The sequence below is a fragment of the Mesorhizobium sp. M0800 genome (assembly GCF_040320095.1).
In the GTDB taxonomy this organism is placed as follows: domain Bacteria; phylum Pseudomonadota; class Alphaproteobacteria; order Rhizobiales; family Rhizobiaceae; genus Mesorhizobium.
The window spans coordinates 1-18,864 of the sequence record NZ_JAMYOZ010000045.1 but is presented as its reverse complement, the minus strand read 5'-3'; the positions used below and the strand labels follow the sequence as shown (position 1 = coordinate 18,864).

General features: G+C 62.8%; 20 protein-coding genes. 13 read left to right on the top strand and 7 right to left on the bottom strand.

Annotated features, from left to right (window positions below):
- Window positions 1-19 precede the first annotated feature (19 nt).
- From NKI18_RS30855 to gmk, 8 genes are all read left to right on the top strand, one after another.
- Window positions 20-205, top strand: coding sequence for a hypothetical protein (locus tag NKI18_RS30855; protein ID WP_502900794.1), 186 nt, complete (start codon window positions 20-22; stop codon window positions 203-205).
- Between the two features lie 18 nt (window positions 206-223).
- On the top strand, window positions 224-511 hold the full coding sequence (locus NKI18_RS30850; RefSeq protein ID WP_353021698.1) for a type II toxin-antitoxin system RelE family toxin: 288 nt from the start codon (window positions 224-226) through the stop codon (window positions 509-511).
- 32 nt (window positions 512-543) lie between these two features.
- On the top strand, window positions 544-1,281 hold the full coding sequence (fabG, locus tag NKI18_RS30845; RefSeq protein WP_352621252.1) for a 3-oxoacyl-[acyl-carrier-protein] reductase: 738 nt from the start codon (window positions 544-546) through the stop codon (window positions 1,279-1,281).
- A 187-nt stretch (window positions 1,282-1,468) separates the two neighbouring features.
- Window positions 1,469-1,705, top strand: a complete 237-nt coding sequence (locus NKI18_RS30840) for an acyl carrier protein (RefSeq protein ID WP_006203723.1) — start codon at window positions 1,469-1,471, stop codon at window positions 1,703-1,705.
- A gap of 34 nt (window positions 1,706-1,739) precedes the next feature.
- On the top strand, window positions 1,740-3,002 hold the full coding sequence (gene fabF / locus NKI18_RS30835; RefSeq protein WP_352621254.1) for a beta-ketoacyl-ACP synthase II: 1,263 nt from the start codon (window positions 1,740-1,742) through the stop codon (window positions 3,000-3,002).
- A 93-nt stretch (window positions 3,003-3,095) separates the two neighbouring features.
- Entirely contained in the window at window positions 3,096-4,316 is a 1,221-nt protein-coding gene (mltG, locus tag NKI18_RS30830) for an endolytic transglycosylase MltG (protein ID WP_352621255.1), read from the top strand.
- A gap of 138 nt (window positions 4,317-4,454) precedes the next feature.
- Window positions 4,455-5,345: a YicC/YloC family endoribonuclease gene (locus NKI18_RS30825; protein WP_352621257.1), complete on the top strand. Its 891-nt coding sequence runs from the start codon at window positions 4,455-4,457 to the stop codon at window positions 5,343-5,345.
- Between the two features lie 33 nt (window positions 5,346-5,378).
- The gene (gmk, locus tag NKI18_RS30820; RefSeq protein ID WP_023677701.1) at window positions 5,379-6,035 is read left to right on the top strand and encodes a guanylate kinase; all 657 of its coding nucleotides are present in this window, start codon (window positions 5,379-5,381) and stop codon (window positions 6,033-6,035) included.
- On the opposite strand, the gene NKI18_RS30815 is transcribed toward gmk, so the two are convergent.
- The 7 genes from NKI18_RS30815 to lptF all read right to left on the bottom strand — a co-directional run bounded on the left by NKI18_RS30815 (window position 5,968) and on the right by lptF (window position 14,084).
- Window positions 5,968-6,330 (bottom strand): DUF1330 domain-containing protein, encoded by a 363-nt coding sequence (locus NKI18_RS30815; protein WP_352621259.1) that lies wholly within the window; start codon window positions 6,328-6,330, stop codon window positions 5,968-5,970. The genes gmk and NKI18_RS30815 overlap by 68 nt on opposite strands.
- A gap of 75 nt (window positions 6,331-6,405) precedes the next feature.
- The gene (rsmA, locus tag NKI18_RS30810; protein WP_353021692.1) at window positions 6,406-7,239 is read right to left on the bottom strand and encodes a 16S rRNA (adenine(1518)-N(6)/adenine(1519)-N(6))-dimethyltransferase RsmA; all 834 of its coding nucleotides are present in this window, start codon (window positions 7,237-7,239) and stop codon (window positions 6,406-6,408) included.
- Between the two features lie 67 nt (window positions 7,240-7,306).
- Complete coding sequence (gene pdxA / locus NKI18_RS30805) at window positions 7,307-8,326, bottom strand: 4-hydroxythreonine-4-phosphate dehydrogenase PdxA (protein WP_352621263.1); 1,020 nt, start codon at window positions 8,324-8,326, stop codon at window positions 7,307-7,309.
- A 12-nt stretch (window positions 8,327-8,338) separates the two neighbouring features.
- On the bottom strand, window positions 8,339-9,265 hold the full coding sequence (locus NKI18_RS30800) for a SurA N-terminal domain-containing protein (protein ID WP_352621264.1): 927 nt from the start codon (window positions 9,263-9,265) through the stop codon (window positions 8,339-8,341).
- Window positions 9,266-9,382: 117 nt separating this feature from the next.
- Window positions 9,383-11,800 carry an LPS-assembly protein LptD gene (locus NKI18_RS30795; protein ID WP_352454408.1) on the bottom strand — a complete coding sequence of 806 codons (2,418 nt, stop codon included), beginning with the start codon at window positions 11,798-11,800 and terminating at the stop codon, window positions 9,383-9,385.
- A complete protein-coding gene (lptG, locus tag NKI18_RS30790) occupies window positions 11,800-12,885 on the bottom strand; it encodes an LPS export ABC transporter permease LptG (RefSeq protein ID WP_023677695.1) in 1,086 nt (361 codons plus the stop codon). Before lptG ends, NKI18_RS30795 begins: the two co-directional genes overlap by 1 nt.
- A complete protein-coding gene (gene lptF / locus NKI18_RS30785; RefSeq protein WP_352569685.1) occupies window positions 12,882-14,084 on the bottom strand; it encodes an LPS export ABC transporter permease LptF in 1,203 nt (400 codons plus the stop codon). The genes lptG and lptF overlap by 4 nt, the downstream gene beginning before the upstream one ends.
- Before the next feature lie 354 nt (window positions 14,085-14,438).
- Between lptF and NKI18_RS30780 the strand changes: the two genes are divergently transcribed.
- The 5 genes from NKI18_RS30780 to NKI18_RS30760 form a co-directional block, all read left to right on the top strand.
- Window positions 14,439-15,605, top strand: a complete 1,167-nt coding sequence (locus NKI18_RS30780; RefSeq protein ID WP_352621265.1) for a flavin-containing monooxygenase — start codon at window positions 14,439-14,441, stop codon at window positions 15,603-15,605.
- Window positions 15,606-15,678: 73 nt separating this feature from the next.
- Entirely contained in the window at window positions 15,679-16,062 is a 384-nt protein-coding gene (locus NKI18_RS30775; RefSeq protein ID WP_352621268.1) for a VOC family protein, read from the top strand.
- A 49-nt stretch (window positions 16,063-16,111) separates the two neighbouring features.
- On the top strand, window positions 16,112-17,608 hold the full coding sequence (locus NKI18_RS30770; RefSeq protein WP_352621266.1) for a leucyl aminopeptidase: 1,497 nt from the start codon (window positions 16,112-16,114) through the stop codon (window positions 17,606-17,608).
- A 38-nt stretch (window positions 17,609-17,646) separates the two neighbouring features.
- A complete protein-coding gene (locus NKI18_RS30765) occupies window positions 17,647-18,096 on the top strand; it encodes a DNA polymerase III subunit chi (RefSeq protein WP_023719810.1) in 450 nt (149 codons plus the stop codon).
- Window positions 18,097-18,214: 118 nt separating this feature from the next.
- A partial coding sequence (locus NKI18_RS30760) for a phosphotransferase (protein WP_353021688.1) occupies window positions 18,215-18,864 on the top strand: 650 nt, incomplete at its 3' end.

Genomic DNA, 18,864 nt, shown 5'->3' with positions numbered 1-18,864 from the left:
TATCGCCATGAGGTGCGGCATGCCCACATCGATCCGCCTTTCTCCTGAAGTCGAGCAGCGCCTGGATTTTCTCGCGGCCAAAACTGGTCGCAGCAAGGCCTGCTATCTGCGCGAGCTCATTGACGTGGTCTGGGGGACCTGGAGGATTACTATTTGGCTGCCGAAGTCGTTGAGCGGATCAGGCGTGGTGAAGAAGACGTCATGAGAGCCGAGGACTTCTGGCGTGGCCTGGACGCTTGAATACGCCCGCTCGGCGCGAAAATTTGTCGAAAAACTGGATCCGCAGACACGTCACCGTATCCGTGATTTTATTGAGAACCGCATTGCCGTTCTCGACAACCCACGTGAACTCGGCAAACCGCTGAAGGGCCCGCTCGCAACCTTTTGGAAATATCGCGTCGGGGATTATCGCATCATGTGCGATGTGCAGGATAACCGGCTCGTCATTCTGGTGGTAACCATAGGCCACCGCGGCGACGTTACAGATAGCCGAACTCCCCGGCCCGTATGATTGGCCAGTATGATTTGCGAAGAGGATAAAACATGTTCGAATTGACCGGCCGCAAGGCGCTCGTCACCGGCGCATCGGGGGGCATCGGCGAGGCGATCGCGCGTGTGCTGCATGGCCAGGGCGCCATCGTCGGCCTGCACGGCACACGCATCGACAAACTGGAGGCGCTGGCCGCCGAACTAGGCAACCGGGTCAAGCTGTTCCCGGCCAATCTTTCCAATCGCGACGAGGTCAAGGCGCTCGGCCAGAAAGCGGAGACCGATCTCGAAGGCGTCGACATCCTTGTCAACAATGCCGGCATCACCAAGGACGGGCTGTTCGTACGCATGGCTGACGCCGACTGGGATAGCGTGCTCGAGGTCAACTTGACCGCCGTGTTCCGGCTGACCCGCGAGCTTACCCATCCGATGATGCGGCGCCGGCATGGCCGCATCATCAATATCACTTCAGTGGTTGGCGTCACCGGCAATCCCGGCCAGACCAACTACTGCGCCTCCAAAGCCGGTATGATCGGCTTTTCCAAATCGCTGGCGCAGGAGATCGCCACCCGCAATATCACCGTCAACTGCGTCGCCCCGGGCTTCATCGAATCGGCGATGACCGCCAAGCTCAACGACAAGCAGAAAGAGGCGATCATGGCGGCGATCCCGACCCGGCGCATGGGCACGGGCGCCGAAGTCGCCTCTGCCGTCGCCTACCTAGCTTCCAACGAGGCAGCCTACGTCACCGGCCAGACCATTCATGTGAATGGCGGCATGGCAATGATCTAACACTTGGGAAAACGCTTCATTCCGTCTTGGATGCACGGGATTTTTCGTGTAATGCCGCCCGCAACCCGGCGGTTCGGGCAAAAACCGGTCCTGTTCCGCTGCGTTTCCGGCAGGACCATCTTTCAGCTTGATTAGCGGCATTCTGCCCGCTAACGAAGACAGACAACCAAAAGACGAGGATGCCCAAATGAGTGACACCGCAGAGCGCGTCAAGAAGATCGTCATCGAGCACCTTGGCGTCGATGCCGACAAGGTGACGGAGCAGGCGAGCTTCATCGATGATCTGGGCGCGGACAGCCTCGACACGGTCGAACTTGTCATGGCGTTCGAAGAAGAGTTCGGTGTCGAGATCCCGGACGACGCCGCCGAGACCATCCTGACTGTTGGCGATGCGGTGAAATACATCGACAAGGCCTCCGCCTGACGCTATTTGCAGTCATCACCGGGGAGGACCTGCGATGAGGCGTGTCGTCGTTACGGGCCTTGGGCTGCTTTCGCCGTTCGGCATGGGCTTCGAGCACAGCTGGAAGGAGCTTCTGACCGGCCGCAGCGCAGCCAAGCGCATCACCGAATTCGACGTGGAAGACCTTGCCTGCAAGGTCGCCCACGTCATTCCGCGCGGTGACGGCTCCAACGCCACTTTCAATCCTGAAGCCGTTCTCGAGCCGAAGGAACTGCGCAAGATCGGCGACTTCATCCTGTACGGGATCGCGGCCGCCGACGAGGCACTCAAGGATTCCGGCTGGCAGCCGAAGACGCATGAGGAACAGTGCGCCACCGGCGTGCTGATCGGTTCGGGCATCGGCGGCATCGAAGGCATCGCCGAGAATGCGATGATCCTCAAGGAACGCGGTCCGCGCCGCATCAGCCCATTCTTCATCCCTGGCCAGATCATCAACCTCGTCTCCGGTCAGGTCTCGATCCGGCATGGGCTGAAAGGCCCCAACCATGCCGTCGTCACCGCTTGCTCGACCGGTGCGCACGCCATCGGCGATGCCGCCCGGCTGATCATCTGGGGCGATGCCGACGTTATGGTCGCAGGCGGCGCCGAAGCGCCGGTGACGAGACTGTCGATCGCCGGGTTCGCCGCTTGCCGCGCGCTCTCCACCGAGCGCAACGACGCGCCACAAACGGCCTCACGCCCCTATGATCGCGATCGCGACGGCTTCGTCATGGGCGAGGGCGCCGGTGTTGTCGTGCTCGAGGAGCTCGAACACGCCAAGGCCCGCGGCGCCAAGATCTATGCCGAGGTCACCGGCTACGGTCTGACCGGTGACGCCTATCACATCACCGCGCCTGCCGAAGACGGCGACGGCGCTTTCCGTTGCATGACCGCGGCGCTGAACCGGGCGAAGCTGACGCCGGCCGATGTCGACTACATCAACGCGCACGGCACCTCGACCATGGCCGATACGATCGAACTCGGCGCCGTCGAGCGGCTGGTCGGCAACGCCGCCTCGAAGATATCGATGTCGTCGACCAAATCGTCGATTGGCCACCTGCTGGGCGCGGCTGGTGCTGCCGAGGCGATCTTTTCGATCCTCGCCATTCGCGACAACATCGCGCCGCCGACCATCAATCTTGACAATCCGGAGCGCGAAACGGCGATCGACCTGGTGCCGCACAAGCCGCGAGCCCGGCAGATCGACGTGGCGCTGTCCAACTCCTTCGGCTTCGGTGGCACCAACGCCTCGCTCGTCTTCCAGCGCTACAATGGCTGACCGCTCTGCCGGTTTCCGTCTGCCGTCAATTTTGCCATATTCGCCCCTACTCTGCCCGAGGGGATTCGTCGCAAGATCAAATGGTAGGGCGCTATGAACACAAATCCGGCCGATAACGGGGAATTCGGGCAACGGGCAGCAGCGCCCGGCCCGATCGTTCCGAAGACGGCCAGCGAGGCGTTGCGGCCCGAGGCCGGCACGCCGCCGCCGAAGCGCTCGCGTGCCTCGCGCAGCCAGTTCGTCGTGTTCATGAACTTCGTCATCTCTTCGGTGATGCTGATGGTCCTGGCGGCAGGCGTTGCGCTGTATTTCGGTAAGCAGGAGTTCAACGAGCCCGGCCCGTCGGCCAATGGCGACACTTTCCTGGTCAAGCCGAATAGCGGCGTCCAGGAGATCGCCGACCAGCTTGAGCGACGAGGGCTGATCAGCGACGCCCGCATTTTCCGCCTTGGCGTGCGCGCCTTCGGCAATGATTCCGCCCTGAAGGCCGGCGAATACGAGATCAAGCCGCAGGCGTCGATGCACGACATCATGGAACTGCTGAAGAGCGGCAAGTCGGTGATGTATTCGCTGACTATCCCCGAGGGGCTGACGGTTGAGCAGGCGCTGCAACGGATCGCCGAGCAGGATGCGCTGACCGGCGATATGCCGTCGACCACTCCACCTGAGGGCAGCCTCGCCACCGACACGCTGCGTTTCACCCGCGGCGCAACACGCCAGCAGATGGTCGACAAGCTTCTGGCCGACCAGAAGAAGCTGGTCGACGAAGTCTGGCAGCGCCGAGCGCCGGATCTGCCGATCGCCAACGTTGAGGATTTTGTCACCCTGGCCTCGATCGTCGAGAAGGAGACCGGCAAGGGCGATGAACGCTCGCGTGTAGCCGCCGTCTTCCTCAACCGGCTGGCCAAGGGTATGCGGCTGCAGTCGGATCCAACCATCATCTACGGCCTGTTCGGCGGCAAGGGCAAACCCATCGACCGCCCGATCTATCAGTCGGACATCCAGAAGCCGACGCCCTACAACACCTATCTGATCAACGGCTTGCCGCCGACGCCGATCGCCAATCCCGGCCGTGCGGCGCTGGAGGCAGTCGCCAATCCGTCGAAGACCAGCGATCTCTACTTCGTCGCCGACGGCACCGGCGGGCACGTCTTTGCCTCGACGCTCGATGAGCATAACGAGAATGTCGCTCGCTACCGGGCACTGCTGAAAAAGCAGGCGCAGGACGCCGCCAAGGCCGGGGCAACCAATACCGGAGCCGACACGCCGGCGGGAGCCATCGTTGACAATGCGGGCGCCACCGCCGCCCAGTAGGGCCGGACGCCATCAGGTTGGCCCTGTGCATGTCCGGGTGGATGTGCAAGGGCTGCTATGGCATTGAAATTCACTTGATCCTGTCCGGAGAAAATCGCTCCGGCTTGAGGGGCATTCGGCAAAGGGACGCACGGCTACATGAACTTGCAGAGCATGACCGGTTTTGCGCGCAGTGTCGCCGAACACGACGGCACTTCGATTGCCTGGGAAGCCAAGTCCGTCAACGGCAAAAGCGTCGAGGTCAGGCTGCGGCTGCCGCAAGGTTTCGACCGGCTGGAGCCGGCCGTCCGGCAGACGGTGCAAAAGCGTTTTGCGCGCGGCAATTTCCAGATGACGCTGACCATTGGCCGCGCCGCCGGCGCGCAAGCGCAACCCGTGGTCAATGAGGCTTTCCTGAAGGATCTGGCGGGCTTGGCCAAGCGGCTGCAGGAGCAGTTCGGAGTAGCCCCTGCGGCGGCCGACGGCCTGCTTGCGCTGCGCGGCGTCCTCGACATTCCCGAAACCATCGAAACCGAAGAGGCGCGCAGTGCGCTCGATACCGCAATACTGTCGGCGCTGGAAGCAGCACTGAACGGACTGCAGCAGGCGCGCCAGGGCGAAGGTGCGGCACTTCGTTCCCTGCTGTCCGGCCATATCGATGCCATCGAGGCGCTGACGCTGCGGGCCGAGGCCGATCCATCACGCGAACCGGCCACGATCCGCGAAAGGCTCGCCGAGCAGATCCGCCTGTTGATGGACGCGTCCGCCAATCTGGACGCCAGCCGGCTGCATATGGAAGCGGCGTTCCTGGCCACCAAGGCCGACATACGCGAGGAGATCGACCGGCTGAAGACGCACGTGGCGTCGGGGCGGGCGCTGCTCTCCGGCGGTGGGGCCATCGGCCGCAAGCTCGATTTCCTGGCACAGGAATTCAACCGCGAATCGAATACGCTGTGTTCCAAGTCGAATGCTGCCGCGGTCACCGCCATCGGGCTGGAACTGAAGGCGGTCGTCGACCAGTTTCGCGAACAGGTCCAGAATCTGGAATGATCCCGATGCCAAGCCACATGACTGCCAAGCCCCATGACCGCTAGGGATGTGGGTTCCCGCATTCGGCGCCGCGGGCTGATGCTGGTCTTGTCGTCGCCGTCAGGCGCCGGCAAGTCGACGATTGCGCGCAATCTGCTGGAGAGCGATTCCAGCCTGGAATTGTCGGTCTCGGTCACCACGCGGCCACGCCGCGGCAGCGAGATCGAGGGCGTCCATTACCACTTCCGTACCATGCGCGAGTTCGAGCGGCTGCGCGATTCCGATGCGCTGCTCGAATGGGCGGAGGTGCACGGCAATTGCTACGCGACGCCGCGCGAGCCGGCTGAACAGGCGCTGGCCGAAGGCCGCGACATGCTGTTCGACATCGACTGGCAAGGCGCTCAGCAGCTCAAGGAGAAGATGCGCGCCGACATCGTCTCGATATTCATCCTGCCGCCATCGATGAAGGAATTGAAGGCGCGGCTGAAGCGTCGCGCCGAGGACCAGGAAGCGGTGATCGAGACGCGGCTCAAGAACGCCCGCAACGAGATCGAGCACTGGAAGGAATATGATTTCGTCATCGTCAACGACGATCTCGACCGCGCTTTCGCCGAGGTGCGCGGCATCGTCACGGCCGAACGGCTCAGACGAGATCGCCGGCCGGGCCTGTTCGATTTCGTCTCGGGGCTGCTCGACGAAAAGACGGATTGATCAAGGCGCTTATCCCCGCGACCAGGATCAGATTGCGGCTGAGCGCGGCGTCGCGCAGCTCCAATGCAGCGGCGTATTCGGCCGAGCGATACCAGCGCCGCGCCGTGTCCATGTCGGGGAATTCGACGACGATCAGCGGCCCGGGAGACCAGTCGCCTTCCAACATTTCCACCTCGCCGCCGCGTACCAGATAGCGCCCGCCATGCTGGGCGATGGAGGCAGCCGCGTGGGCGCGATAGGCTTCGATAGCCTCTGCGTCACGGATCGTGACGTCGGAAATGACATAGGCGGCCACTGTTTGTCTCCGGGCAGGGTTTGTCCGGCTATCTATGCCATGAGAGCGGAAATTCCACGCGGACGCTTCCCGGCATCACACCGCGTTGGTCAGGCGAACGAATTCCTCGACGCTGAGCGTCTCCGCACGCCTGGTCGGATCGATGCCGGCGCGGGTGAGCAGCGCCTCGCCGCCGAGGCTTTTCACGCTCTGCCGCAGCATTTTCCGGCGCTGGCCGAATGCCGCTTCGGTGACGCGGCTGAGCCGTTTCACCTCTGCCGGCAAGGGGTTGGCACGCGGCACAAGATGCACCACCGAGGACGTCACCTTGGGTGGCGGCGTGAACGCCTGCGGCGGTACGTCGAAGGCAATCCTCGCCTCCGTCCGCCAGCCGGCCAGCACGCCGAGCCGACCATAGGCCTCGCTGCCGGGGCTCGCTGCAATGCGTTCGGCGACCTCGCGCTGGAACATCAGCGTCATCGATGTGTAGAAGGGCGGCCACTCGGTGACGGTCAGCCAGCGGATAAGCAATTCGGTGCCGATATTGTAAGGCAGGTTGGCGACGATTTTCGCCGGCCCGCCGCTTTCCCCTTTAGCAAGCGCTGCCAAATCGGTTTTCAGCGCATCGCCGGCTACAATCTCGAGCCGGCCCGGATAGTGGTTCGCGATCTCGGCCAGGGCCGCCAGGCAGCGCTCGTCGCGCTCGATGGCGACGACCCGCCGGGCGCCGTTGAGGAGCAGGGCACGAGTCAGCCCGCCCGGACCGGGACCGACCTCGATAACCGTAACGTCGCTCAGGTCGCCGGCGGTTCGCGCAATCTTGCTTGTCAGGTTAAGGTCGAGCAGAAAATTCTGGCCCAGCGCCTTTTTCGCCTGCAGCCCATGGCGCTCGATCACCTCGCGCAGTGGCGGCAGGCCGTCTATGCTCATCGGGCTGGGCTCATCAGGCGGGCTCATCGGGTTAAGGCCATCGAATTTGGCTGATTGGGCTCAGGGCCTACGGCCTTTTCCCGGTATCGGCAAGAACGCGAGCGAGTTTCAGCGCCGCAATCAGGCTGCCGGCACGGGCGATGCCCTTGCCGGCGATGTCGAAGGCGGTGCCGTGGTCGGGCGAGGTGCGGACGAAGGGCAGGCCGAGCGTGACGTTGACCGCCTCGTCAAACGCCAGCGCCTTGGCCGGGATCAGCGCCTGGTCATGATACATACAGAGCGCCACGTCGTAGCCGGCGCGGGCGCGAGCATGAAACAGCGTGTCGGCCGGCAATGGCCCGAAGGCGTCGATCCCTTCCTGCCTCAGCCGGTCGACCGCCGGGCGCACGATCCGCTCGTCTTCGGTGCCCATGGTGCCGCCTTCGCCGGCATGCGGGTTGAGGCCGGCAATGGCGAGCCGCGGCTTGGCAATTCCGAAGCGGTTCGCAAGGTCGGCGGCGGTGATGCGGCCGGTGGCGACGATAAGGTCAGTCGTCAGCGCTTTCGGCACCTCGGCCAGCGCGATGTGGATGGTGACCGGCACGGTGCGCAGGTCCGGTCCGGCAAGCAGCATCACAGGCGTCACTTCGGTGCCGGTGTGAAGCGATGCCAGATGCGCCAGATATTCGGTGTGGCCGGGAAAGCGAAAGCCGGCGTCGTAGAGCGGCTTCTTGGCAATGGGGCAGGTGACGACCGCGGCAGCGCGGCCGGCCAGGCAGTCGGCAACGGCGCGGTCGATCGCCTCGATGATGCCGGCGGCGTTGGCTGGATCCGGGCGGCCGGGACTGTCGACGAAACGGGCAGCAAGCGCCACCACCGGCAGCGCGCGCGAAAACACCCCCGGCGCTAACGCCGGCGTCGTCTCGGCAATCGCGATATCGGTGCCGAGCCTGTGCGCCCGCGCGGCAATCAGTGCCGGATCGGCAAGGAGATAAAATGACGGAACGCCAGCGCTATCGCGGGCCTGCCAAGCAGCGATGGCGATGTCCGGCCCCACGCCGGACGGATCGCCGACGCTCAACGCCAGCGGAAGCTCTGCGTCAGGCACGGCGCTTCGACTTCAGCGCTCGATTATGCGGGCTTTCTTCCGCAACTCCTCGACATATTTCTTCGAGAGTTCGTCGGCGTTCTTGTCGTTCGAACCTTCACTCTGGAACACCATCTGCGCGGCTTTGTCGTCTGACACTTCGCGCGACGAGCAGATGCCGATGAATTCGACACCGCGGTCGGTTTCGCGCGTCGTGGTGGCGCCGCCGACCTTTGTAGCCTTTATCTGCTCGGCCCAGTCCGCCGGCAATTGCGGCGCCAGCACCCGGCCGAGATCGCGAACGGTGACATCGATCAGGCCCTTGGCGAATTCGCGCGTGGTGTTGCAGCCGTTGAAGCGGGCGCGCATGGCGTCGGCTTCGCGTTTGCGCTTGACCAGCGTCGCGGTTCGCTCGGCGGCCGGCACCACGAAGATGACCTGTTGCAACATGTACTCTGTGGCGCTCGGTTTGCTGCCGCCTTTTTCGAGCATGCGCTTGACGAGGTCCTGCTCGCTCATTGCGCCGCCACCGTCTCCGGAACGGGAACGCGCGGTCAGCGCCTGGTTCCAGGCCATCTGCGCCCGGATAAACTCCTTGAAATGCTCCTTGGTGACGCCGGATTGCGCCATCGCGCCGTCAAGCTGCTTGAGCGGCATCTTGTTGCTGGTGGCGAAACGCTGATAAGCGGCATCGACCTGCGCGTCGCTGATGCGGATGCCGAGCCGCCGGGCTTCGGCCAGGCGCAGCGTCTGGTCGATCATTTCCTGGCTGGCATCGCCCTTTCTGTGCTGCAGGCGCAGGAAAGCGGCCCGATGCTGGATGTCGCCGGTGGTGATCGGTATATTGTTGACGACGTATTTGATCTCGGTGGCGAAAACTGGCCGCGTCACCGCGGTGGTCGAGAACGCCACCAGCAGCGCGAACCCTGCCGAAAAGAGGTATTTCCTCATCGAAAGCATCCCAATTCCATCCCGATTCAGCCGAACCTATCCCAGTTCAGGCCGTCAAAAGTCGTGCCTGCTCTATGCGGCGAAACAATGTCGTCCGCCAGCCGCCCCGTTGCCGACCGCTGCCCGTTATTGAATGGTGTCGATGGAGCGTTGCGACGAGCCGAAATCGCCGAGCGTGCGGAACGACAGGTTGAAGCCGACGTTCTGCGATACTTCCTTGGTGTTCAGGTCACGTCTTTCCGAAAACGTCATCAAATAGGTAAAGCACGAATCACTATAGGCAAAGCCGACCCCGTCCTTGACCAGAACGCTCTGCTCCAGATCATATGTGCCGGTGCCAAAGACGCGCCAATTCTCGGCAAGATGTGTCGAGGCGCCGAGCGTAACCTCATGGCGATCGGTCGAGAAGCCATAGAGTGGCTGCGCCTGGATGAAGGCGTATTTGGCGCTCAGCGATACCGGCAGGCCTGAAAAGGCGGCCTTTACCTCAGCGCGGCGGATCTCGAAGCTTTGCTCGTCGAAACGGCCGCTGACCGAGCCGGAAAACCCGCTGGGGCTGTTGAAGCCGACAAGGCCGACATAGTCGGAGGTTGCAGTTTCAAGACCCGAATAGGCGCCGACATTGACCAGGTCCGGCGTGCCGAACGAGTTCTGGCCGCCGAGCTGGTAGGATTGGCCGAACACCGCATTGGTGCCCCAGCCATTGTCGTATGCGCCGGAATAGCGCAGCCCGACATTGGCGCGTGTGCCGCCTTCCATGCGGTCGTAGCCCGAGAATTTGTCGCGCTCGAACAGCGTCGTGGCGTCGAAGACGAAGCTCTGGGCGTCCTCGTTGGGGACCGCCAGCCCGCCGACATATTGCTCGTTCGGACGCATGAATACCTGCGCCATCGGTTCGAAGACATGGCTGGAACTGGTCATCGAAAACAGCACCGGCCAGCGCATCTCAAGGCCGGCGGTCGCCATGTAGCGGGCAAGCGATGAACGCATATCGTCCTCGACGCCGAGATTGGTCGCCATCTGGTTGATGGCGTCGAGCGAGGCCGAGGAGGCGTTGACGTAGCCGGCGTCGCCGCGCAGCGCCAGGAGCGGTGTCAGCAGCAGCCCGCCATCGGTGGTGAAGGTGCGCTTCCATTCGGCTTCCGCGGTAAGGCGGCCGGATTGACCGTCGATGCCGCGGACGTTGTTGACGGACGAAGGGATGCCCGAATTTGCAAGAGCCGTATCGAGCCTGTCGCGGTCAATGACCCGCGCGTTGACGTCGAACGACAGCTGCCCGCCGGCCACCGGCATGTCGGGGATATAGGCGTAGTCGAGCGAGGGCAGCACCCAGGGCTGCTTGGCGGCGCGTGCAGTCGGATCGCTGGCGAGCGTGTCTTCCTGAACGTCGAAGTGCATGGCGCGCACATCGAAGTAATTGCGATCGTTGAGCCCCGTCAGGTACACCTCGGAGCGGTGCACGCTATCGTTGAAGCCATCGATGTCGTAGGTGCGCGCGAAATTCTTGTCGCTCTGCAGCAGGATGTCCCAGCCGAAGTCCCAGCGCGGGTTGATGGCGAACTGGCCCTGGGTGCCCATCATGCCGCGGAACCTGTTCGGGTCGCCTTCGGTACCCGAATTCACGTTGTGGCCATTGTCGTCGATGAAGGCGTCGGGATTCTCCTGCCGGATGCCCGCAATCTTCAGGCTGTACTGACCATTGTTGAAGCGCTGCCTCCACTCGGCCTCACCGAGGAAACCTTGCTTGGTATAGCCGCTGCCAGTGACAGTGAGATCGTAGGTCGGCGAGAGCGCGAAATAATAGGGGACTTTAACACCGACGCCGAGATCGCTCTTGTAGGCGACGCCGGGGATCAGGAAGCCGCTCTTGCGCTTGACCGTTGGGTCGGCGATCTCGAAAGCCGGCAGATAGGCCAGCGGAAAGCCGAAGAACTCGAAATTCGAGTTCTCGAAGCGAACCGTCTTCTTCTCGCCGTTCCAGATGATCTTCCTGGCCTTGATACGCCAGGTCGGCGCTTTGTCGGGCTTGTCCTCGCACGGCTCGCAGGCGGTGTAGACGCCGTTGTGGAACGTCGTCAGCACGCCGCCCATGCGCTCCGCGCTTTCGGCGGCGAAATACGCCTTGTCTATGGTCTCGACCCGCAGCGCGTTGACGAAGCCGTCGGCGAAATCGTCAGTGATGTCGGCATGCTGCGAATAGATTTTGGTGCCGTCGCTATTGACGAGTTCGACATTGCCGCTGGCGACGAGGCGTTTGGTGTTGCGGTTGTATTCGACCCGCTGGGCGACGAGACGGTTGCCGCCGTAGTCGATCTGGACGCCGCCGACGGCCGTCACTGTCTGCTTGTCGTTGTCGTAGACCAGCGTATCGGCTGCCAACAGCATCTGCGTGCCGCTCGGAACCTTCGTTGCCAGCTCACTGACGTCCTGGGCGAAAGCCGGAGCAACCGGGGCGGCGCTGGCAAGCAGGCATGCCAAGGCGCTCGCCGCAGAGAGGCGTGCCAAACCGGCGTGCCTATGGCTGCGCAAAACCGCCTCCCTCACTAGCCGTCTTCCTTGTATAGCAGGAATGTCACCCCGAAGAACATAGCCACGACAACCGGGACCCAAGCCGCTACGGCCGTGGGTACGAATCCCGCTACGCCGAATGCCTTGACCAGCACCGAAACGACATAAAGCAGAAACCCGGCCACGATGCCACCCAGAATCATCGTTGCCGACTGCCCCATCCTCGCAAATCGCATTGATACCGTTGCCGCAATCAGCGTCATCGCGACAAGCAGGAACGGCAGCGCAATCAGGGAATTGAACTGCATGGCGAAGGCATTTGCCTTGAGGCCGAAGGAGCGGGCCACTTCGATCTTGCCGGGCAGATCGTAGAAGGGAATGGTCTCAGGGCGCGCCAACCGCTCTTGCACGAATTCCGGCTTGAGATTGGTCGGCAGCCGATCGCTGGGTAACGACTGGATGGTACCGTCCCGGAACACCTTGACGTCCTGCAATTCCCAGTAGCCGTCCCGCAAAAAGGCGCGCGCCGCATCCTTGCGCTCGATGATGTCGCCTTGCGGGCTGAAGCTGAAGAAGACCGCGTCGGCCATCTCCAGGCCTTGATTGAGAATGGCGCGCGCGCCGATGATGGTGTCGCCGGCGTTGGTTTTCTGCCTGATCCAGGGCGCAGCATCGGCCGAGACGCTGTTCGACTTGCCCGAACGGAGCTGGGTCTCGATCTCCTCGGACCAGGAATAGGCGTGCGCGGCTACCGGATTGATGACGCCGACCGACAAGGCTCCAAACAGCAGCGCCCCGATGCAGCACGGCAGCAGGAATTGCCATGCGGAAACCCCGGCGGAACGGGCAATGACCAATTCATATTTGCGGTTGAGCGACACCAACGTCGCCATCGCCGAGAACAGACCGACGAACGGCACCGTCTGCAGCATGATCATCGGCATCCTGAGCCCCGAAATGGCGAACGCAGTTGCGTAGGTGAAGCCCGGCACGCCGGTCGTGCGGCCGGAAAGCTCGGTGAAATCGATCAGGAACACCAGCGCCAAGAGGCCGATGAAGAACCAGATGGTGATCGTCACATAGCGAAAGAAGAAGTACCGACCCAGAGTCCAGCCCATCAGCCGGCCCCCTGTCCGGATGCGCCACGCCTGGCAAAACGGAGCTTGATGGCGCTCCAGCCGTCACTGAAGCGGCCGGCAAGATTGGTTATCCAATCGGCCCAGGCAACCGGCAGTTCCATGGTCCGGTTGGACACGATGAACCAGATGGCGATCGCCGATGCCACGATCGGGACGCCGTAGACCATATAGGCATATTGCGGCACCTTGTCGGCCTTGCCGGCGGCAAAGAACCCGAGCCAGCGCACGAACAGTGCGATCGCGATTGCCGTGATCAGCGGGTGCACACGTGCCTCGCGATGCGAGCGTGCGTCTCCGGCGACGGCGAGCGCGATCAGCGCGAAGACGAGCGAATAGGACCACTCGGAAAAACGCTGGTTGAGCTCGGCCAGGTACCTGTTCGGCTTTTGCTGGTACATCTTGTCGTTCGGACTGGGATTGAGCAGATACTGGGTCGTCCGGTCCTTCGGCAAAAGCAGGATGTCAGATGATGCCGACATGAAAGCGGACAAGTCGAAGGCGTAGGAGGTGAACCGGATCACCGAGAGGTCGCCGGTCATGGTTTTGCGATGGATGACGCCGTCATTCATCATCAGCACCTTCTCGTCGCCGCGTTCGATGATGCTGCCGGTCTTGGCGTAGTAGATGAGATTGACGCCTTCTTCGCGCGAATCGGCGACGAAGATGCCGCCGAGACGGTTGTCGGGAAGCCGTTCGCCAACCTGCAGGAACAGGCCGTCATCGATCTTGCGGAAGGTGCCTTCCTGGATGATCAACGACAACAGATCGGCACGCGACGACGCAATCAACTCGCGGTTCTTCTGGCGTGCGTAAGGGTCGACGCCATTGTCGACGGCGAAGGAAAAAACGCTGGCTGCAAGTGCCAGAAGCATGATCGGCCTGACGATGGTCCAGCGTGAAGCGCCGGCGGCATTGATGACGGCCAGCTCCGAATCCGAATTCATCACGCTGAGGATCTGAGCGACCGCGACCACCAGGGCGAACGGCACGACAATCGGAACGATCGTCGGGATGATCAGCGCTGCGACTTCGAAGAAGGTGAGGGCCGACTGACCGCTATCGGTGACGAGGTCGATGCGGGCGAGCACCTGAGTCGTCCAGACGATCGCCAGCGTCCAGACGAGCGCCAGCGCGAATACCGCGAAAGCACGGCGCATGATGTAACGTTCAACGACCTTCATGAAGGCTTTTCTCGGCGATTTCGAACGGCATCATGCCTTGGAACAAGGTAGTCGTCCGGCGCCGGCTGCACAACTGGCTCAGTTTGGCGGTTCGATCTGGGTTCTGTCCCGGATCGCAAAATCCGCTGGGCCGGAGTGTCGGCGGCAATGGATAAGAAAGAGCGAACATTGTTGGTTAACAACAGGTTGCGGCGGGAAGCGGGGCCGTGCCGCGACGAATCGTGGATGGTTCGATATCGCATATGGGAGCGATTTCGGCCAAAGTCTTGTCAAATGCGGCAAAACGACCAAATGTCGCGCCGGTCGCGACCGCCGCGACGTGATAAGACGGGTCAGGATCTGTTGAGCCCCAGCATGGAAGCGGAAAAATTGCGCAGTCAAACCGGTCGGGAAACCGTCTTTGACGGCGCGATCGTGGTCGGCGCCGGCGCGGCCGGCCTTGCCGCCGCCCACGCCTTGATGAAGGCCGGCGTACCGACGCTCGTTCTGGAAAAGGAGAGTCGGCTTGCCGAACCCTGGCATCGGCGGCACCAGCGGCTGCACCTCAATACGCATCGCGATCTCTCGACGCTGCCCGGCGTCGGCTATCCCGCAGGCACCCCGGCTTTTCCGCATAAATCGGCCGTCATTCGCCATCTGAACGATTTCAGCCAGGCGCATGGTCTGCCGGTCGCATTCGGCTTTGCCGTTGAAGAGATCACGTTCGATGGCGATCACTGGACCGTGCGGACGAACGCCGGACGTCGTCTGGCGCGTCATGTCGTCGTCGCCACCGGGCGCGACCGGCAGCCGTTTATTCCTGCGTGGAAAGGCATGAAGGATTTTGCAGGCCGGATTATCCATTCGGCCGATTTTGGCGAGGCGAAGGACTACGTCGGCAAAAGGGTGCTGGTCGTCGGAGCCGGCAATTCGGGGTTCGACGCACTCAACCATCTTGCGAATGCAGATGCCCAAAGCATCTGGCTGTCGGCCCGCAACGGCCCGTCGCTGCTGCCGAAACGCATCGGCAAGGTCGCCGTCCACAGGCTTTCACCGTTAATGGCGAGCTTGCCGGTGCGGCTGGCCGATGCGGTGATGGCGACAACCCAGCGCCTGGTTTTCGGCGACCTGACGAAATTTGGGCTTCCGCCGGCTCCCATAGGTGGTGCGAGCCGTCTGAGCGCCGACTACACCGCGATCGCAGCCGATGACGGCGCGGTTCGCGCCATAAAGGCAGGCACGATCGTGGTGGTGCCACCATTGCGGGAATTTACCCAAGACGGCATCGTGTTGAATGACGGCAGGTTGATCACGCCCGATATCGTCATTGCGGCGACCGGCTATCGCACCGGTCTGGAGCAGATGTTCGGCAAGCTCGGCGTTCTCGACGGCAAGGGCGTTCCGCTTTTCAACGGCGGCGATGCCGATCCGAAATTGCCCGGTCTGTGGTTTACCGGCATGCGGCCGAGCATTCGCGGTTGTTTCGCCAACGCCCGCATTCAGGCCAGGGCGATAGCGGCGCGGATTGTCAAGCAGCGATGATGAGCCGGACTATGCCGACTGTTCCGCCCGCAATAGACACGCCTTGTTGAAAGGTGCTCGAACCGAAAGGTCAATGGTCATGACGCCAGTCAGCATTCGCTACATGGTCGATGATGTCGCCGCCTCGATCGACTTCTACTGTGGACATCTGGGCTTCGCTGTTGAACAGGACGCGCGACCGGCTTTTGCTTCCGTCACACGCGGCGCTTTACGGCTCCTTCTAAGCGGACCAGGCAGTTCGGGTGCACGGGCGATGCCGGATGGCCGGCAGCCGGTGCCGGGAGGTTGGAATCGCATCCTGTTGGTGGTGCCGGACCTGAAAGAAGAGGTTGCGTGCCTCAAGAGTGCTGGACTTGTCTTTCGCAACGATATCATAACGGGCGTCGGCGGTTCCCAGACGCTGCTCGAAGACCCATCGGGCAATGTCATCGAGCTGTTTCAACCCGCCGCTCACTGACGAACGTTTCTCGCGATAATCCAACGCACTTCTCCGAAAGCAGGACATGATGAATTCGAGACCCTCGATCGCCTTTGCCAAATTCGCCGCGCCCAAAAAAGGCAGCGTTTTCGTTCTGGTGGCCGACGAGGGCGGCCTCAGCGATGCCGCCAGGGCTTGCGATCCGGCAAAGACCCTCGAGCGGGCTTTTCCGGTCGCCGACTTCACCGGCAAATTCGCCAGCCTGGTCGAAGTGCTGGCACCGGAAGGGACATCGCTCGAGCGGCTGGTGGCGGTCGGTGCCGGCAAGGGCTCCAATCTCGATGATTACGCCTGGCTGAAGCTCGGCGGCACGATTGCCGCGTCCTTTCGCAAGGCAACCGAAGTGGCCGTCGTGCTCGATCTTCCCGGTGCGGCCGTCAGCGGCAGGCAAGCCGTTCAGCTTGCAGCGGGCATCCTGCTGCGCAGCTATTCCTTCGACAAGTACAAGACCAAAAAGAACAATGGTGACGACAAGCGCGAGCCAAAAAAGCCGGTCAAGGTGACTATTCACACCGCCGATCCGGCAGCTGCAAAGAAGGCCTTCGCCGATGAAGCGGCGGTGATCGACGGCGTCTTGCTGGCGCGCGATTTGGTCAATGAACCGGCCAATGTTTTGGGACCGGTGGAATTCGCCGCCCGCATCGCCGAACTGGAGGCGCTCGGCGTCACGGTCGAGATCCTGGCCGAGAAGGAGATGAAGAAGCTCGGCATGGGTTCGCTGCTGGGCGTAGCGCAGGGTTCGCCGCGTGGCGCCCGCATCGCGGTCATGCGGTGGGACGGCGGCAAGGCCAAGGAAAGCCCGGTCGCCTTCGTCGGCAAGGGCGTCACCTTCGACACCGGCGGCAATTCGATCAAGCCGGCGTCGGGCATGGAGGACATGAAGGGCGACATGGGCGGCGCTGCTGCCGTCACCGGGCTGATGCACGCGCTGGCCGCGCGCAAGGCGAAGGTCAATGTCGTCGGCATTGTCGGGCTGGTTGAAAACGCCGTCGACGGCCACGCTCAGCGACCGGGCGACATTGTCACCTCGATGTCGGGCCAGACTATCGAAGTACTCAATACCGACGCCGAGGGCCGCCTGGTGCTGGCCGATGCGCTCTGGTACTGCAACGACCGCTTCCAGCCGAAATTCATGATCAATCTGGCGACGCTGACCGGCGCCATCATGGTCGCGCTCGGCCAGCATTATGCCGGCCTGTTCTCCAACAATGACGAGTTGGCGGACCGGCTGACGGCGGCCGGACAGGCGACGCAGGAGCGGGTGTGGCGCATGCCGCTCGGTGCCGAATACGACAAGCTGATCGATTCCAAGAATGCTGACATGAAGAACATCGGCGGCCGCCATGGCGGCGCCATCATCGCCGCGCAGTTCCTGCAGCGCTTCGTCAAGGACACGCCCTGGGCGCATCTCGACATCGCCGGCACGGCGATGGGCGCGCCCTCCAACGAGATCAACCAGTCATGGGCTTCCGGCTTCGGCGTCAGGCTGCTCGATCGGCTGGTGCGCGATCATTACGAGCAATGAGCGGCTGGGGCGGGACTCCGACAATGTAGACTGAACGCATGGCCGAGATTCTGTTTTATCACCTGACCGAATCGACGCTGGAGGATGCGTTGCCCGGCCTCCTGGAGCGCAGTATCGATCGCGGCTGGCGTGCCGTGGTGCAGACCGGCACCGAGGAACGGCGCGACGCGCTGGACCAGCATCTGTGGACTTTCCGGGACGATTCATTCCTGGCCCACGCAACGGATCGCGAAGCCCATCCCGCCGAGCAACCGGTGCTTCTGACCGTCGGCCCTGACAATCCGAACCAGGCGCAGATACGCTTCCTGGTCGATGGGGCGGTGCCGCCGGAGCTTGGCGGCTACCAGCGCGCCGTGTTCCTGTTCGACGGCCACGATGCAGCCCAGCTAGAGGCGGCACGCACGCACTGGAAGACAATGAAGGAGGCCGGCCACACCGTGACCTACTGGCAGCAAACGCCCGACCGGCGCTGGGAACGCAAGGCTTAGAGAATTTGCCGGCAAGGGAATCACTGGCGCCGCAAGAGTGCGATGACAAAAAGATGGACCGCCGGCTATTCAGAAGACCGGAGCAAGCCCGATGCCGCCCGATGAACGAACGCCAGGCATGCCGATAGATGCCGCACTTGTTCGGCGGCTGATTGCCGCGCAGTTCCCCAAATGGGCGGACCTGCCGGTAGAGCTGGTCGAGCCTGGCGGCTGGGACAACCGCACGTTCCGGCTGGGCGACAGCATGTCGGTGCGGCTGCCGAGCGCTGCCGCCTATGTCGCCCAGGTCGAGAAGGAGCATCGCTGGCTGGCCCGCCTGGCGCCTCACCTGCCTCTGCCGATACCCGTGCCGCTGGCCAAAGGCGCGCCTGGGGAAGGCTATCCATGGCCTTGGTCCGTCTATCGCTGGCTTGGCGGCAGACCGGCGGCTGGTGGACTGATTGCCGATCTTACTGAGTTCGCCCGTTCGCTGGCCGGCTTTCTGGTTGCGCTCTACCGGATCGACGCTGCCGATGGGCCACCGGCAGGGCAGCATAATTTCCACCGCGGTGGCCGGCTTTCGGTCTACGACGCCGAGACCCGAGCCGCGCTCTCGGCGCTCGGCGGCCGCATCGACAAGGCCGCAGCCGAGGCCGTGTGGGCGACCGGCCAATCCAAGCCAAGGGAAAGCGCGCCCCGGTCGGCACCGCGGCGCCATTCCACGCGGAAAAATCAAGGCATAAATTGCCCAAACTCATCCGGCGGTGATTTAGGCTCCAACGGAATATC

What these genes read in the sequence shown, in the direction of transcription:
- gmk (WP_023677701.1), top strand. Translation starts at nt 5,379, where the DNA reads ATGACCGCTAGGGATGTGGGTTCCCGCATTCGGCGCCGCGGGCTGATG.
- NKI18_RS30840 (WP_006203723.1), top strand. Translation starts at nt 1,469, where the DNA reads ATGAGTGACACCGCAGAGCGCGTCAAGAAGATCGTCATCGAGCACCTT.
- NKI18_RS30855 (WP_502900794.1), top strand. Translation starts at nt 20, where the DNA reads ATGCCCACATCGATCCGCCTTTCTCCTGAAGTCGAGCAGCGCCTGGAT.
- NKI18_RS30800 (WP_352621264.1), bottom strand. Translation starts at nt 9,265, where the DNA reads ATGCTTTCGATGAGGAAATACCTCTTTTCGGCAGGGTTCGCGCTGCTG.
- rsmA (WP_353021692.1), bottom strand. Translation starts at nt 7,239, where the DNA reads ATGAGCATAGACGGCCTGCCGCCACTGCGCGAGGTGATCGAGCGCCAT.
- NKI18_RS30765 (WP_023719810.1), top strand. Translation starts at nt 17,647, where the DNA reads ATGGCCGAGATTCTGTTTTATCACCTGACCGAATCGACGCTGGAGGAT.
- NKI18_RS30780 (WP_352621265.1), top strand. Translation starts at nt 14,439, where the DNA reads ATGGAAGCGGAAAAATTGCGCAGTCAAACCGGTCGGGAAACCGTCTTT.
- mltG (WP_352621255.1), top strand. Translation starts at nt 3,096, where the DNA reads ATGAACACAAATCCGGCCGATAACGGGGAATTCGGGCAACGGGCAGCA.
- lptF (WP_352569685.1), bottom strand. Translation starts at nt 14,084, where the DNA reads ATGAAGGTCGTTGAACGTTACATCATGCGCCGTGCTTTCGCGGTATTC.
- NKI18_RS30775 (WP_352621268.1), top strand. Translation starts at nt 15,679, where the DNA reads ATGGTCATGACGCCAGTCAGCATTCGCTACATGGTCGATGATGTCGCC.
- fabF (WP_352621254.1), top strand. Translation starts at nt 1,740, where the DNA reads ATGAGGCGTGTCGTCGTTACGGGCCTTGGGCTGCTTTCGCCGTTCGGC.
- NKI18_RS30770 (WP_352621266.1), top strand. Translation starts at nt 16,112, where the DNA reads ATGAATTCGAGACCCTCGATCGCCTTTGCCAAATTCGCCGCGCCCAAA.
- NKI18_RS30825 (WP_352621257.1), top strand. Translation starts at nt 4,455, where the DNA reads ATGAACTTGCAGAGCATGACCGGTTTTGCGCGCAGTGTCGCCGAACAC.
- fabG (WP_352621252.1), top strand. Translation starts at nt 544, where the DNA reads ATGTTCGAATTGACCGGCCGCAAGGCGCTCGTCACCGGCGCATCGGGG.